At 73.4% G+C, this 13,259-nt stretch carries 13 protein-coding genes; 2 read left to right on the forward strand and 11 right to left on the reverse strand.

Annotated elements, in window-relative coordinates:
• From thyX to Q3W68_RS00990, 3 genes are all read right to left on the reverse strand, one after another.
• Positions 1 to 738 (reverse strand): FAD-dependent thymidylate synthase, encoded by a 738-nt coding sequence (thyX, locus tag Q3W68_RS00980; protein WP_194799842.1) that lies wholly within the window; start codon positions 736 to 738, stop codon positions 1 to 3.
• 116 nt (positions 739 to 854) lie between these two features.
• Positions 855 to 1,544, reverse strand: a complete 690-nt coding sequence (locus Q3W68_RS00985; protein WP_302903664.1) for a DUF2752 domain-containing protein — start codon at positions 1,542 to 1,544, stop codon at positions 855 to 857.
• On the reverse strand, positions 1,534 to 2,763 hold the full coding sequence (locus tag Q3W68_RS00990; protein ID WP_302903665.1) for a winged helix-turn-helix domain-containing protein: 1,230 nt from the start codon (positions 2,761 to 2,763) through the stop codon (positions 1,534 to 1,536). Before Q3W68_RS00990 ends, Q3W68_RS00985 begins: the two co-directional genes overlap by 11 nt.
• Positions 2,764 to 2,842: 79 nt before the next feature.
• On the opposite strand from Q3W68_RS00990, the gene Q3W68_RS00995 reads away from it, so the two are divergent.
• A complete protein-coding gene (locus tag Q3W68_RS00995) occupies positions 2,843 to 3,388 on the forward strand; it encodes a GNAT family N-acetyltransferase (protein WP_302903666.1) in 546 nt (181 codons plus the stop codon).
• Here Q3W68_RS00995 and Q3W68_RS01000 read toward each other — a convergent pair.
• The gene (locus Q3W68_RS01000; RefSeq protein WP_302903667.1) at positions 3,293 to 4,597 is read right to left on the reverse strand and encodes a glycosyltransferase family 87 protein; all 1,305 of its coding nucleotides are present in this window, start codon (positions 4,595 to 4,597) and stop codon (positions 3,293 to 3,295) included. The genes Q3W68_RS00995 and Q3W68_RS01000 overlap by 96 nt on opposite strands.
• A gap of 35 nt (positions 4,598 to 4,632) precedes the next feature.
• Between Q3W68_RS01000 and Q3W68_RS01005 the strand changes: the two genes are divergently transcribed.
• Positions 4,633 to 5,226 carry a GNAT family N-acetyltransferase gene (locus Q3W68_RS01005; protein ID WP_302903668.1) on the forward strand — a complete coding sequence of 198 codons (594 nt, stop codon included), beginning with the start codon at positions 4,633 to 4,635 and terminating at the stop codon, positions 5,224 to 5,226.
• 207 nt (positions 5,227 to 5,433) lie between these two features.
• Here Q3W68_RS01005 and Q3W68_RS01010 read toward each other — a convergent pair whose 3' ends face one another.
• The 7 genes from Q3W68_RS01010 to truB form a co-directional block, all read right to left on the reverse strand.
• Positions 5,434 to 5,901: a GNAT family N-acetyltransferase gene (locus tag Q3W68_RS01010; protein WP_302903669.1), complete on the reverse strand. Its 468-nt coding sequence runs from the start codon at positions 5,899 to 5,901 to the stop codon at positions 5,434 to 5,436.
• 68 nt (positions 5,902 to 5,969) lie between these two features.
• Positions 5,970 to 6,731: a 4-hydroxy-tetrahydrodipicolinate reductase gene (dapB, locus tag Q3W68_RS01015; protein ID WP_302903670.1), complete on the reverse strand. Its 762-nt coding sequence runs from the start codon at positions 6,729 to 6,731 to the stop codon at positions 5,970 to 5,972.
• Between the two features lie 71 nt (positions 6,732 to 6,802).
• Entirely contained in the window at positions 6,803 to 8,170 is a 1,368-nt protein-coding gene (locus Q3W68_RS01020) for a pitrilysin family protein (protein ID WP_302903671.1), read from the reverse strand.
• A gap of 121 nt (positions 8,171 to 8,291) precedes the next feature.
• A complete protein-coding gene (locus Q3W68_RS01025) occupies positions 8,292 to 10,697 on the reverse strand; it encodes a polyribonucleotide nucleotidyltransferase (RefSeq protein WP_302903672.1) in 2,406 nt (801 codons plus the stop codon).
• A 220-nt stretch (positions 10,698 to 10,917) separates the two neighbouring features.
• Positions 10,918 to 11,187: a 30S ribosomal protein S15 gene (gene rpsO, locus Q3W68_RS01030; protein ID WP_013284678.1), complete on the reverse strand. Its 270-nt coding sequence runs from the start codon at positions 11,185 to 11,187 to the stop codon at positions 10,918 to 10,920.
• A 182-nt stretch (positions 11,188 to 11,369) separates the two neighbouring features.
• The gene (locus Q3W68_RS01035) at positions 11,370 to 12,296 is read right to left on the reverse strand and encodes a bifunctional riboflavin kinase/FAD synthetase (protein WP_018785906.1); all 927 of its coding nucleotides are present in this window, start codon (positions 12,294 to 12,296) and stop codon (positions 11,370 to 11,372) included.
• 32 nt (positions 12,297 to 12,328) lie between these two features.
• Positions 12,329 to 13,213 (reverse strand): tRNA pseudouridine(55) synthase TruB, encoded by an 885-nt coding sequence (truB, locus tag Q3W68_RS01040; protein WP_302903673.1) that lies wholly within the window; start codon positions 13,211 to 13,213, stop codon positions 12,329 to 12,331.
• Between the last annotated feature and the right edge of the window lie 46 nt (positions 13,214 to 13,259).

The following is a 13,259-nucleotide window of genomic DNA, read 5'->3' on the forward strand; positions in this document are numbered from 1 at the left end:
TCACTCCGCGTGCGGCGACGCCGCCACCTCGGTGCCGTCGGGCAGGGTGGAGATCTCGAAGTCGGCGAAGACGTTCGGCGCGACACCCTTGAGCTGCCGCAGGCACTCCACGGCCAGCTCGCGGATCTCCACGTCGGCGTGCTCGGTGGCGCGCATCTTCACGAAGTGCCGCCAGGCCCGGTAGTTACCGGTCACCACGATCCGCGTCTCGGTGGCGTTCGGCAGCACCGCCCGGGCCGCCTGGCGGGCCTGCTTGCGGCGCAGCGTCGGGTTGGGCTCGTCGGTGAAGCGGGACTCCAGCCCCTCCAGCAACTCGGTGTACGCCCGCACCGCCGCGTCGGTGGCCTCGACGAACTTCTTGTGCAGCTCCGGGTCGTCGGCGATCACCGACGGCTCGACCATCGCCGCGTCCCGCTCGGGCACGTAGCGCTGGGAGAGCTGCGAGTAGGAGAAGTGCCGGTGCCGGATCAGCTCGTGCGTGAACGAGCGGGAGACGCCGCTGAAGTAGAAGCTCACCGAGCCGTGCTCCAGCACGCTCAGGTGGCCGACCTCCAGGATGTGCGCCAGGTAACCGGCGTTGGTGGCGGTGGCCGGGTTCGGCTTCTTCCAGCTCTGGTAGCAGGCCCGGCCGGCGAACTCGGCGAGCGCCTGCCCGCCGTCGGCGTCGGTGGACCAGGGCACCTCTTCGGGCGCCTGGAACTGGGTCCACGCGATCAACTTGACCTGGGGCTGAACCATCTCCGGCATTCCTGCGACTGTAGTGGCCCCGCCGTCGCCGTGGAAATCGGGCACGCGGCCGACCGGCGGGCGCTCCGCCCAGGTGTCCGAGATCTCGCGGAGGGCCCCGGCCCCGGTCAGACGTAGAGCGAGGTGAAGGGGGCCCAGGGCAGGTTGCGGACCACCGAGAAGACCCCCCAGGCGGCCAGGAACATGCCGATGACCTTGGGGCTGAACTGGATCTCGGGCAGCTTCCAGCCGAACGCCCGGTTGCCGGCCCAGGCAACGAAGAGCCAGGTCAGGAACGGTAGCGCGAAGACGAACAGGAAGTGGTGCCGGGCGGCGGCGGGCAGGTCGCCGTGCAGCACGTACCAGAGCGCGCGGGTGCCGCCGCAGCCCGGACAGTCCAGCCCGGTCGTCAGCTTGAGCAGGCAGGTCGGCGCGGCGTCCGGGTCGCTGCGGGTCGGGTCGCTGATCAGCGCGTACGCGATGCCGATGCCGACGCAGCCGAGCGCGGCCAGCGGCACCGCCCAGCGCGGGGCGCGGGCGTGCAGGCGCATCACCATCCGGGTGAACCGGTCGGCCTCGACCGGCTGGTACGCCGCCGGGTGACCCCCCGGCCACGGCGCTCCGGGCGCTCCGGCGGGTGCATGCGGACCGGCGTGCGCGTGCGCCTCGGCGTGCGAGGGCTGCCCGGCGTACGCGTAAGCGTGCGCCTCGCCCTGCGGCCCGGACTCCGGCTGCGCGTGCCCGTGCGGGTCCGGCTCGGGGTGCGGGTCGGGCGCGGTGGCAGGCCGGTCAACGCTCGTCACGCGCTCACCGTACACCGGCCACACCCACCAGCGCGGCGGCCAGCGACCCCGCCAGGTCGCCGGCCGCGGGCGGGGCGACCGCGTCCAGGCCGAGCCAGCCGGCCAGCCGGTACAGCTCGGCGGCGAGCGCCACGGCGGTCTCCCCCGGGTCGGCGCCCGGCTCGACCCAGGCGGCGGGCACCAGCAGCACCCCGGCCTTCCGGTCGGCCTTCAGGTCGACCCGGGCGGTGAAGCGCTCGCCCTGGCGGAACGGCAGCACGTAGTAGCCGTACACCCGCTGGGGCGCCGGCACGTAGATCTCGATCCGGTAGGCGAAGCCGAACAGCCGCTCGGTGCGCGCCCGTTCCCAGACCAGCGGGTCGAACGGGCTGACCAGCGTGTTCCCGCGTACCCAGCGGGGCAGCCGGGCGTCCGCGTGCAGGTAGGCGGGGTGCCGCCAGCCCTGGACCGTGACCGGGGTCAGCTCGCCCGCCTCGACCAGCTCGGCCACCGCCCGCCGCGCCCCGGCGACCGGCAGCCGGAAGTAGTCGCGCAGCTCCGGTTCGGCGGCCACGCCGAGGCAGCGGGCGGCGATCGACACGAGCGACCGGTGCGCCTCGGCGTCGCTCGGGGTGGGGGCGTCCAGCACGGCGGCCGGGAGCACCCGCTCGGGCAGGTCGTAGCGGCGGGCGAACGAGTTGGTGCGGTCGGCGGCGGTGACCTCGCCGGCCCAGAACAGGAACTCCAGGGCCCGCTTCACGGCCGACCAGTTCCAGCCCCAGTTGCCGGTCTCCCGTGGTGCGTCGTGCTCGATCTCGGCTGCGGTCAGCGGGCCTCGGGCGGCCACCTCGTCACGGACCCAGGCGACCAGTTCGGGCTGTTCCTCGGCGATCCGGCGCATCCCGCCCCAGGACTCGTCCCGGGCCTTGGCCATCCGCCAGCGCAACGCGGGGTGCAGCCCCACCGGCACCAGCGACGCCTCGTGCGCCCAGTATTCGAACAGCTCACGCGGGCGGCGGTAGGCGGCGGTGTCCAGCAGCGCGGTCGGGTACGGCCCGAGCCGGCTGTAGAGCGGCAGGTAGTGCGCCCGCTGGAGCACGTTCACCGAGTCCATCTGGATCAGCCCGACCCGGTCGAGCACCCGGCGCAGGTGCCGCCGGGTGGGCACGCCGGTGGGCGCCGGGTCGGCGAAGCCCTGGGCGGCCAGGGCGATCCGGCGGGCCTGGGCGAGGGAGAGCGATTCCGGTACGGCCATCGTCGGCGACAGTAATCCAGCGGTACGACACCGGGAGCGGCGGCTGGACCGATCGCCCGCCGGGGCATAGAACGGACAGGTGCTCACCATTCGCCGGGAGGAACCTGACGACGCCGAGGCGGTCGCCCGGGTGCACGTCCACGGCTGGCAGGCCGGCTACGCCGGGATCATGCCCGCGGAGGTGCTGAGCCGGCTGAACCCCCGCGCCTGGGCGCAGCGCCGCCGCGACCTCGGCACCGCCGACCCGGAGCACCCGTTCACCACGCTCGTCGCCGAGGACGGCGGCACGATCGTCGGGTTCACCACGTTCGGGCCGTACCGGAACAACCAGGACCGCGGCGACCTCGACCCGGCGCACGGCGAGTTGGTGGCGATCTACCTGGAGCCGACGCACTGGGGCTCGGGGGCCGCCCGGACGCTGCTCGCGGCGGCCCGCGAGGGCCTGGCCGAACGGGGCTGGGCCACCTACCGGCTCTGGGTGCTCGCCGACAACGCGCGGGCCCGCCGCTTCTACGAGCGGGCCGGGCACCTACCGGACGGGGAGGAGTCCACCTACCCGGTGCCGCTGCATGGTGGCCGCGCCCCGATCCTGCTCCGCGAGCTGCGGTACACCGCCGGAGGCTGACCCGGCCGGGACGTCGCCGCCGGGCCGCTCGCCGCCGGCCGGCGTGGCCCAGCGGCGGATCGGCAGCCCGAGCAGCAACGCGAGGCTGATCCACACGTACGTGTTGCTGCCGAGGAACCCGTCCACGCCGGTGAAGTCCTTCTCCCAGGACCAGACGATCCGGCTGCACAGCAGCGCGTACCCGATAAGCGCGGCGGCCAGCAGCAGACGGCGTCGCCGGCTACGGGCGGGCGCCGCCATGCCGTTGTCGACGAGCAGGATCAGCCCGGGCAGCAGCCAGACCAGGTGGTGCACCCAGGTCACGGGGCTGACCAGGCACATCACCGCACCGGTGAGGGCCAGGCCGGTGGCCTCGTCGCCGGCGGCCACCGCCGCCCGGGAACGCCACGCCCACACCACGAGCGTCAGGAGTACGAGCACCAGCCAGGCGATCGTGCTCGGGTGCTGCGGGTCGAGCCGGGCCACCACCCCGCGCAGCGACTGGTTGGAGACGAACGCCAGCTCACCGACCCGGTCGGTGTTCCACAGCGCCTCGGTCCAGAACTCCCGGGAGGCGTCGGGGAAGAGACCGGCGGCCACGAGCGTGGCGACGGCGGCGGTGCCGACTGTGGTCAGGGCGGCCCGCCAGCGGCCGGTGACCAGCAGGTAGACGATGAAGATGCCGGGCGTCAGCTTGATCGCGGTGGCCAGGCCGATGCCCACGCCCGCCCAGCGGCTGCGCGCCGGCAGCAGCCACAGCAGGTCCACCGCCACCAGGAACAGCAGCAGCATGTTGACCTGGCCGAAGTTGACCGTCTCACGCATCGGCTCGTACGCGGCGGCCAGGCAGAGCGCGACCGCGAGCGCGAACCAGCGGGTCCAGCCGGACCGGCGCGCCACCGGATCCAGCAGCCGCCAGATCACCACGGCGCTCGCCAGCACCGTCGCGGTCACGCTCACCACGATCGCTGCGCTCCACGGCAGGTACGCCATCGGCAGCATCACCAGCGCGGCGAACGGCGGGTAGGTGAAGCCGTACTGCGTGCCGGGGCGCAGGAAGTCGTAGATCTCCCCGCCGTCACGCGCCCAGTACGTCAGCGCGCCGTAGTAGACCTGCAGGTCGAAGAAGCCGTGCCGCACCGCCGCCACGGAGAGGAACACGGTGACCGCCGCGGCGAGCGCCACCACGGCGACGACCTGCGTGATCGTCCGCGCGGCACCCTGCGCCACCGTCACCCTCCTCGCCCTGCGTAGGCTCACGTGCCATGGCTGCAGGCTACGTCCGGCCCGCGCGTCCCGAGGACGCCGGCGAGATCGCACGCATCCAGCTCGCGACCTGGCGGGTCGCGTACCGCCGGATCCTGCCACGGCACGTGCTCGACAACCTCGACGAGGCGTACCTCGCGCGGCGGTGGGACGCGGCGGTGCAGGAGCCGCCCTCGGGCGCGCACCGGGTGCTGGTCGCCGTCGAACAGGCGGCGCAATCCTATCTGGTGGGGTTCGTCGCCTCCGGTCCGGCCGATGCCGACGCGCTCGCTCCCGACGAGCCGGCCGAGGCGCTCGGCCCGGGCGTCGCCGCGGTGACGGACCTGCTGGTCGAGCCCCGGTGGGGGCGGCGCGGGCACGGCAGCCGGCTGCTCGCCGCGGCTGTCGACCACTGGCGCGCCGACGGTCTGACCCGGGCGGTGGCGTGGGCGTTCGACGCCGACGCGGCGACCCGGAAGTTCCTCGGCTCGACCGGCTGGGAGCCGGACGGCGCGGCCCGCGCGCTGGACGTGGACGACATGCTGGTCCCCCAGATCCGCCTCCACGTGGCGGTCCCGGAGACCGCAGAGGAAAACCCTTCAGCCGACCGATGAGTTCCCGCCCGGCCGCCGGTCCACCCTCTCGTGGGGGTGGGCCGGCGGTCCCGGCACGGGGCAGGACCGCCACCCCACCCCGCTGCCCTCCCCCGCCCCCGCCCTCGCCCTCGCCCTGACGCGGTCGATCATGAAGTTGGCGGCAGCCAGGGAGATCGAAAACCCCGCCAACTTCATGATCAACCGGCGGGGCCCCGGGGTGGGCGGTCAGGCTGGGGGGCGCAGTTCGGCTACCAGTTCGTCGTCCTCCATCGCGCCCGTGGGGTGGAAGTTCAGGGACGTGTAGAGGGCGGCGGCGGGCTTGTTGTCGGGGTGGTAGCTGAGGCGGATCGGCGCGGCCGCCTCGGCGAGCCAGTCGGTGAGCGTCCGCACGGTGGCGCGGCCCAGACCCCGGCCCTGCTCGGCGGCGTCGATCACCATGCCGCCGATCCAGCGCGACCCGTCGTCGTCCACGCCCCACATGACGTGTCCGACGACCGTCTCGTCGGCGTAGACCGCGAGGGAGTTCCAGACGTCCGAGCGCTCGGTGAGAAGCAGGTAGCGGGCGGCCAGCGCGGCCACGAAGGCACGCTGGTCGTCGCGCGGCGCGACGTCCGCCACGGCCCGCCAGTTGTCGTCCACCGGCCGCAGCGTCACGCGGCGGCCGGTGCGGTCGGAGTGCCCGGAATCGATCATGAAGGCAGCCTAGGTCCCGCCGCCGACCAGGCAAAAAGGTTTCCGGCGGCGGGCCGGCGGCACGGCGGTCAGTCGAGCAGGGCGTCCAGGCCGACGGTGAGACCGGGCCGGCGACCCACCTCCCGGACCGCGAGCAGCACGCCGGGCATGAACGACACCCGGTCGTACGAGTCGTGCCGGATGGTGAGCGTCTCACCGGTGGTGCCGAACAGCACCTCCTGGTGGGCGACCAGGCCGGTGGCGCGCACCGCGTGCACGCGTACCCCGTCGATGTCGGCGCCGCGGGCGCCGGGCACCTCGTCGCGGGTGGCGTCCGGCGCGGGCCCCAGGCCGGCGTCGGCGCGGGCGGCGGCGATCAGCCGGGCGGTGTGGGTGGCGGTGCCGCTCGGCGCGTCCAGCTTGCGCGGGTGGTGCTGCTCGACGATCTCCACCGACTCGAAGTACCGGGCGGCGCGCGCCGCGAACTGCATCATCAGCACCGCGCCGATGCCGAAGTTGGGGGCGATCACCACGCCCACGCCGGGCCGGTCGGCGAGCCAGCCCCGCACCTCGGCGAGCCGCTGCTCGGTGAAACCGGTGGTGCCGACCACCGCGTGTACGCCGTTCTCGACGCACCAGCGCAGGTTGTCCATGACCGCGTCGGGGGTGGTGAAGTCGACGACCACCCCGGCGCCCGCCTGCGCCACCGCGTCCAGGTCGTCGCCCTGGTCGACGGCCGCGACCAGCTCCAGGTCGGCGGCGGAGTCGACCGCCTTGCAGACCTCCATGCCCATCCGGCCCCGGGCGCCCAGCACACCGACCCGGGACGCCGCGTTCTGCTGCTCAGTCACGGGCCACAACCTATCCCAGCGCCGGGCGCGCGGTCCGGCGGACCGGTACGGCGCTCAACGCTCGGAACCGCTCAGCCTGTGACTTCGAAGCTGCCGGAGTCGAACGGGCCGACCACGGCCAGCGACATGGGCCGGCCGAGCAGCTCGGCGGCGAGCGCGTTCACATCCGCCAGCGTCACCGCGTCCACCCGGGACAGCAGGTCGTCCACCGGCATCAGGTTGCCGTAGAGCAGCTCGCCCTTGGCGAGCCGGCTCATCCGCGAGCCGGTGTCCTCCAGCCCGAGCACGAACGAGCCCTTGCTCATCCCCTTGCCCCGGGCCAGCTCGGCCTCGGTGATCCCCTCGGCGGCGACCCGCGCCAGCTCCGCGCGGGTCAGGGCCAGCACCTCGTCCACCTTGCCCGGCGCGCAGCCGGCGTAGACGGCGAAGACGCCGCTGTCGGCGTACTGGCTGGCGTAGGAGTAGACCGAGTACGCCAGGCCGCGCTGCTCCCGGATCTCCTGGAACAGCCGGCTGGACATGCCGCCGCCGAGCACGTTGTTCAGCACGCCGAGGGCGAACCGCCGGTCGTCGGTGCGGTCGATCGCCGGGCAGCCGAGGATGACGTGCGCCTGCTCGGTCTCCTTCGGCTCGACGAGCGTGGTGGCCGGTTTGGTGCGTACCGTCGGGGTGGCCCGGCGGTGCGGGGCCGGCGACGCCGGGTCGGTGTCCAGCGGGGTGCCGCGCAGCGCCTGCCGGACCAGCTTGACCACGGCGGCGTGGTCGAGGTTCCCGGCGGCGGCGATCACGATCTGCGGCGCCGTGTAGCGGCGGCGGTAGAAGCCCTGGATCTGCCGCCGGGTCATCGGCGTGACCGTCTCCTCAGTGCCGGAGATGAGCCGGCCCAGCGGGTGGTCGCCGTAGACGGCGCGGGCGAACAGGTCGTGCACCTCGTCGCCGGGCTCGTCGTCGTGCATGGCGATCTCTTCGAGGATGACACCGCGTTCGGTCTCGACGTCGGCGGGGGCCAGCACCGAGTCGGCGACCAGGTCGCACATGACGTCGATGGCCAGCGGCAGGTCCTCGTCCAGCACCCGCGCGTAGTAGCAGGTGTATTCCTTCGTGGTGAAGGCGTTGGTCTCGCCGCCCACGGCCTCGATCTGCGCCGAGATCTCCAGCGCGCTGCGCTTGTTGGTGCCCTTGAACAGCAGGTGCTCCAGGAAGTGCGCGGCGCCGGCCTGCGAGCCGGTCTCGTCGCGCGACCCGACCGCCACCCAGATGCCGAACGACACGCTGCGCATCGCCGGGATCGCCTCGGTGAGCACCCGCAGCCCGCTGGGCAGCACGGTACGGCGGACGGTGCCGCCGAGCGGGTCGTCGCTGAGCGTCCGGGTGACCGCGCGGGCCGCCGAGCCGGTCGACGCCACCCCCCGTCCCGTCGAGGCGACTGACGAACTCACGAGAACCTGCTCTCCGGATGACGAGGAACGGCGGGACGTACGACGGCTCCAGTTCGCGCAGGCGATCTGGAGCCGTGGGCCGGCCCGGGCGACGCGGACGTCACCCGGGCCGGTCGGTGGATCAGCTGTGCCGGGTCCGGCGGCGCGGACGGGACTCGCCGCCGCCCTCGCCGCCCTCGGAACGGCGCTCGCCGCCCTCGGAACGGCGCTCGCCGCCCTCGGAACGGCGCTCGCCACCCTCGGAACGGCGCTCGCGGTCACCCCGGTCACGCGGGCCGCGGTCGCCGCCGCGGTCCCGGCCCGACGGACGGTCGCCGCCGCCGGCCCCGCCCTCGGCCGGCGCCTCGGCGCCCTCCGGGCGGATCTTGTCCAGGTAGATCTTGCCGCGGGCGTCGATGTCGGCGATCTCGACCTCGACCTTGTCGCCGACGTTGAGGAAGTCCTCGACCTTCTCGACCCGCTTGCCGTCGCCCACCTTGGAGATGTGCAGCAGGCCGTCACGGCCCGGCAGCAGCGAGATGAAGGCGCCGAACGCGGCGGTCTTCACCACGGTGCCGAGGAACCGCTCCCCGACCTTGGGCAGCGTCGGGTTGGCGATCCCGTTGATCCGGTCCACAGCGGCCTGGGCCGCCGGCCCGTTGGTCGCGCCGACGTAGATCGTGCCATCGTCCTCGATGGAGATCTCGGCGCCGGTCTCGTCCTGGATCGCGTTGATGGTCTGGCCCTTCGGGCCGATCACCATGCCGATCTTGTCGACCGGGATCTTGACGGTGGTCACCCGCGGCGCGTAGTCCGACATCTCGGCCGGCGCCTCGATGGCCCGCTGCATCACGTCGAGGATGGTCTGCCGGGCCTCGTGCGCCTGCTGGAGCGCGGCGGCCAGCACGTCCGACGGGATGCCGTCCAGCTTGGTGTCGAGCTGGAGCGCGGTGACGAAGTCACGGGTGCCGGCGACCTTGAAGTCCATGTCGCCGAACGCGTCCTCGGCGCCGAGGATGTCGGTCAGCGTCACGTACTGGGTCTTGCCGTCGACCTCGTCGGAGATGAGGCCCATGGCGATGCCGGCGACCGGCGCCTTCAGCGGCACACCGGCCGAGAGCAGACCCAGCGTCGAGGCGCAGACCGAACCCATCGAGGTGGAGCCGTTGGAGCCGAGCGCCTCGGAGACCTGCCGGATGGCGTACGGGAACTCCTCACGCGAGGGCAGCACCGGGATCAGCGCCCGCTCGGCGAGCGCGCCGTGGCCGATCTCGCGCCGCTTCGGCGAGCCGACCCGGCCGGTCTCACCGGTCGAGTACGGCGGGAAGTTGTAGTTGTGCATGTAGCGCTTGCGGTTCTCCGGGGACAGCGTGTCCACCATCTGCTCCATGCGCAGCATGTTCAGCGTGGTGACGCCCAGGATCTGGGTCTCGCCGCGCTCGAACAGCGCCGAGCCGTGCACCCGCGGCAGCACGCCGACCTCGGCGGTCAGCGGACGGATGTCACGCGGGCCGCGGCCGTCGATGCGGACCTGCTCGCGCAGCACCCGGTTGCGGACCTCGGACTTGGTCAGCGAACGGAACGCGGCGGAGAGCTCCTTCTCGCGGCCCTCGAACCGGCCGGTCAGCTCCTCGGCGACCTTGGCCTTGATGCGGTCCAGGGCCTCCTCGCGGTCGGCCTTGCCGGCGATCTTCAGCGCCTCGGCGACGTCGGCGCGGGCCACCTCGGCCACCGCGTCGTACGCGTCGTCCTGGTAATCCAGGAAGATCGGGAACTCGGCGACCGGCTTGGCGGCCACCTCGGCCAGCTCGCTCTGCGCCCGGCACAGCTCGCGGATGGCCGGCTTGGCGGCCTCCAGGCCGCTGGCCACGATCTCCTCGGTCGGCGCGGTCGCGCCGCCCGAGATCAGGGTCACCGCGTTCGGGGTGGCCTCGGCCTCGACCATCATGATCGCGACCTCGCCGTCGGCCAGGGTGCGGCCGGCCACGACCATGTCGAAGGTGGCCCGCTCCAGCTCCTCCAGGGTCGGGAAGGCGACCCACTGGCCGTCGACGTGCGCGACCCGGGTGGCGCCGATCGGGCCGGAGAACGGCAGGCCGGAGAGCTTGGTCGACATCGAGGCGGCGTTGATCGCCACCACGTCGTACGGGTGCTGCGGGTCGAGCGCCAGGACGGTCTCGACGACCTGGACCTCGTTGCGCAGGCCCTTCACGAACGACGGGCGCAGCGGCCGGTCGATCAGCCGGCAGGTGAGGATGGCGTCCTCGCTGGGCCGGCCCTCACGGCGGAAGAACGAGCCGGGGATGCGGCCCGCGGCGTACATCCGCTCCTCGACGTCCACGGTCAGCGGGAAGAAGTCGAACGACTCGCGCGGCTGCTTTCCGGCGGTGGTGGCGGAGAGGACGACCGTCTCGCCGAGCTGGGCGACGACGGAGCCGGCGGCCTGGCGGGCCAGGCGGCCGGTGGAGAAGGTGATCTCACGGGTGCCGAAGGCCCCGTTGTCGATCACCGCGGTGCGGGATTCGGTGCCGAGGTTGGTCTCGGTCATGTGCTGTGGTGCTCCTTCGCGTCGTCGGCCGACGACACGGGAACTGCTCAGGCGGCCGGTCTTCGATCGAAGCGCCCGGGGTGGCCGGCGTCGTGCCGGGGTTCCCGGGGGCCACTACCGGAGACCGGTGCTGACCGGCTCCCTCTTCGGGTGTCGCGCGGCCGGGTTCTTCGGTGGTACTGCAACGGGGGAGCAGCCAGGCGGCCACTCCCCCGTCAGGTCATCGGCGCAGGCCGAGCCGCTCGATGAGCGACCGGTAGCGGTTGATGTCCTTCTTCTGGACGTAGTTCAGCAGCCGGCGGCGCCGGCCGACCAGCAGCAGCAGCCCACGGCGGCTGTGGTGGTCGTGCTTGTGCACCTTCAGGTGCTCGGTGAGCTCAGCGATCCGCTTGGTCAGGACCGCGACCTGCACCTCGGGCGAGCCGGTGTCGCCCTCGGCGGTCGCGTACTCCTGGCGGATCTTGGCCTTGGCTTCCTGGTCGAGCGCCATGTTCTCCCTGTTTCGTGGGTCATTCGATGAGGTCCGGAGCGGTCGTGGTGACCGGTGCAACGGACCGGTTCCTCGCACCCGCGGCGTCGTGCAGGCACGCGAGGCCCCCGTCGGTCAGCCGACGTCTTCGTCAGCCTACCAGCCCCCGGGCCGGACGGCCGGTCAAGGTGGCCACGCGCGGGTCAGAGCACTGCCCGGCGGGTGCGCTCCACGTCCTCGGCGATCTGGGCCACCAGCGGTTCAATCGCGTCGTATGTCCGCTGCTCACGCAGGTGCGCCACGAAGTCCAGGGCCAGCCGCTCGCCGTACAGGTCGCCGGTGAAGTCCAGCGCGTACGCCTCCACCCGCCGCTCCCGGCCGGAGAACGTCGGGTTGGTGCCGATCGACACCGCCGCCGCCAGCGGCTCACCGTCGCGGCGCACCAGGCGGGCCGCGTAGACCCCGTCGGCCGGCACCGCCGCGTACCTGTGGGTCAGCAGGTTGGCGGTGGGGTAACCCAGCTCACGTCCGCGCTGGTCGCCGCGGACCACCACGCCCTCGACCCGGTGCGGGCGGCCGAGCGCCGCGGCCGCCGCGCCCACGTCGCCCGCGTCGACGCAGGACCTGATGTACGTGGAGGAGAAGACGGTCCCCGCCTCGGCGACCAGCGGGGCTCCTTCGACGGCGAAGCCGAAGGTACGGCCCAGCCGCTCCAGCAGCGGCACGTCACCCGCGGCCCGGTGCCCGAAGCGGAAGTTGTCGCCGACCACCACCAGCGCGGCGTGCAGGTGCGCGACCAGCACGTCGTGCACGAACGCCTCGGGTGGCAGCCGGGAGAACTCGACTGTGAACGGCACGACACAGAGCACGTCCACGCCGAGCGCCTCGATCAGTTCGGCCTTGCGGGCCGGCTCGGTGAGCACCGCCGGGTGCGAGCCGGGGCGTACCACCTCGGCCGGGTGGGGGTCGAACGTCACCACCACCGACTTGACGCCCAGCTCCCGGGCCCGCGCCACGGCGTGCCCGATGGTGGCCTGGTGCCCCCGGTGCACGCCGTCGAAGACGCCGATGGTGACCACCGAGCGTCCCCAGCCGCCGGGCGCCGCCTCGTACCCCCGCCACCGCTGCATGCCGTTCCTCCCCCTGTCCGCCCGCGCGCCGTTCAGGCCGGGGCGAGCACGATCTCCGCGCGGGCCCGACCGTCCCGCTCGCTGACGATAGCGATCAGCCCGCCCGCCGGGTCGAAGACCGCGTACGGCCCGGCGATCCCGGCCGGCGCCAGTGGCCCGCCGTGGGACAGCACCCGGGTCTCGTCGGCGGTGGCGTCCCGGCGCGGGAAGAACCGCGCGGCGGCGGCGTCCAGCGGCAGGTTCACCACGTCCGGCGCGCGCTCCTCGAGCTGGTCGAGCGTGGCCGCCTCGGCCAGCGTGAACCCGCCCACAGCGGTCCGGCGCAGCGCGGTCAGGTGACCGCCGACGCCGAGCGCCGCGCCCGCGTCGCGGGCCAGCGCCCGGATGTACGTCCCGGACGAGCAGGTCACGTCCACGTCCACGTCCACCACGTCCGGGACGTCCCGGCGGATCGCGCGTACGTCCAGCTGCGACACGGTGACCCGGCGGGCGGGCAGTTCGACCGTCTCGCCGTCGCGGACCCGCTTGTACGCCCGCTGCCCGTTGATCTTGATGGCGCTCACCGCGCTCGGCACCTGGTCGATCTCGCCGGTGAGCGTGGCCAGTGCGGCGCGTACCCCGTCGTCGGTGACCGCGCCGGCCGGGGTGGTGGCGACCACCTCGCCCTCGGCGTCGTCGGTGACCGTGGACTGGCCCAGCCGGATCGTCGCGGCGTAGCTCTTGCCGGCGCCGATCACGTACGTGAGCAGCCGGGTCGCGCGGCCCACCCCGATCACCAGCACGCCGGTGGCCATCGGGTCGAGCGTGCCGCCGTGGCCGACGCGGCGGGTACGCGCCAGCCGCCGGATGCGGGCCACCACGTCGTGCGACGTCATGCCGCCCGGCTTGTCGACCACGATCAGACCGTCTGCGCTCACGACCGCCAAGCCTGCCAGACGGCGGTGATCGGCCCTGCGGGGGATA

Origin of the sequence: Micromonospora sp. C28ISP2-4 (genome assembly GCF_030519385.1) — a bacterium.
Lineage (GTDB): Bacteria > Actinomycetota > Actinomycetes > Mycobacteriales > Micromonosporaceae > Micromonospora > Micromonospora tulbaghiae.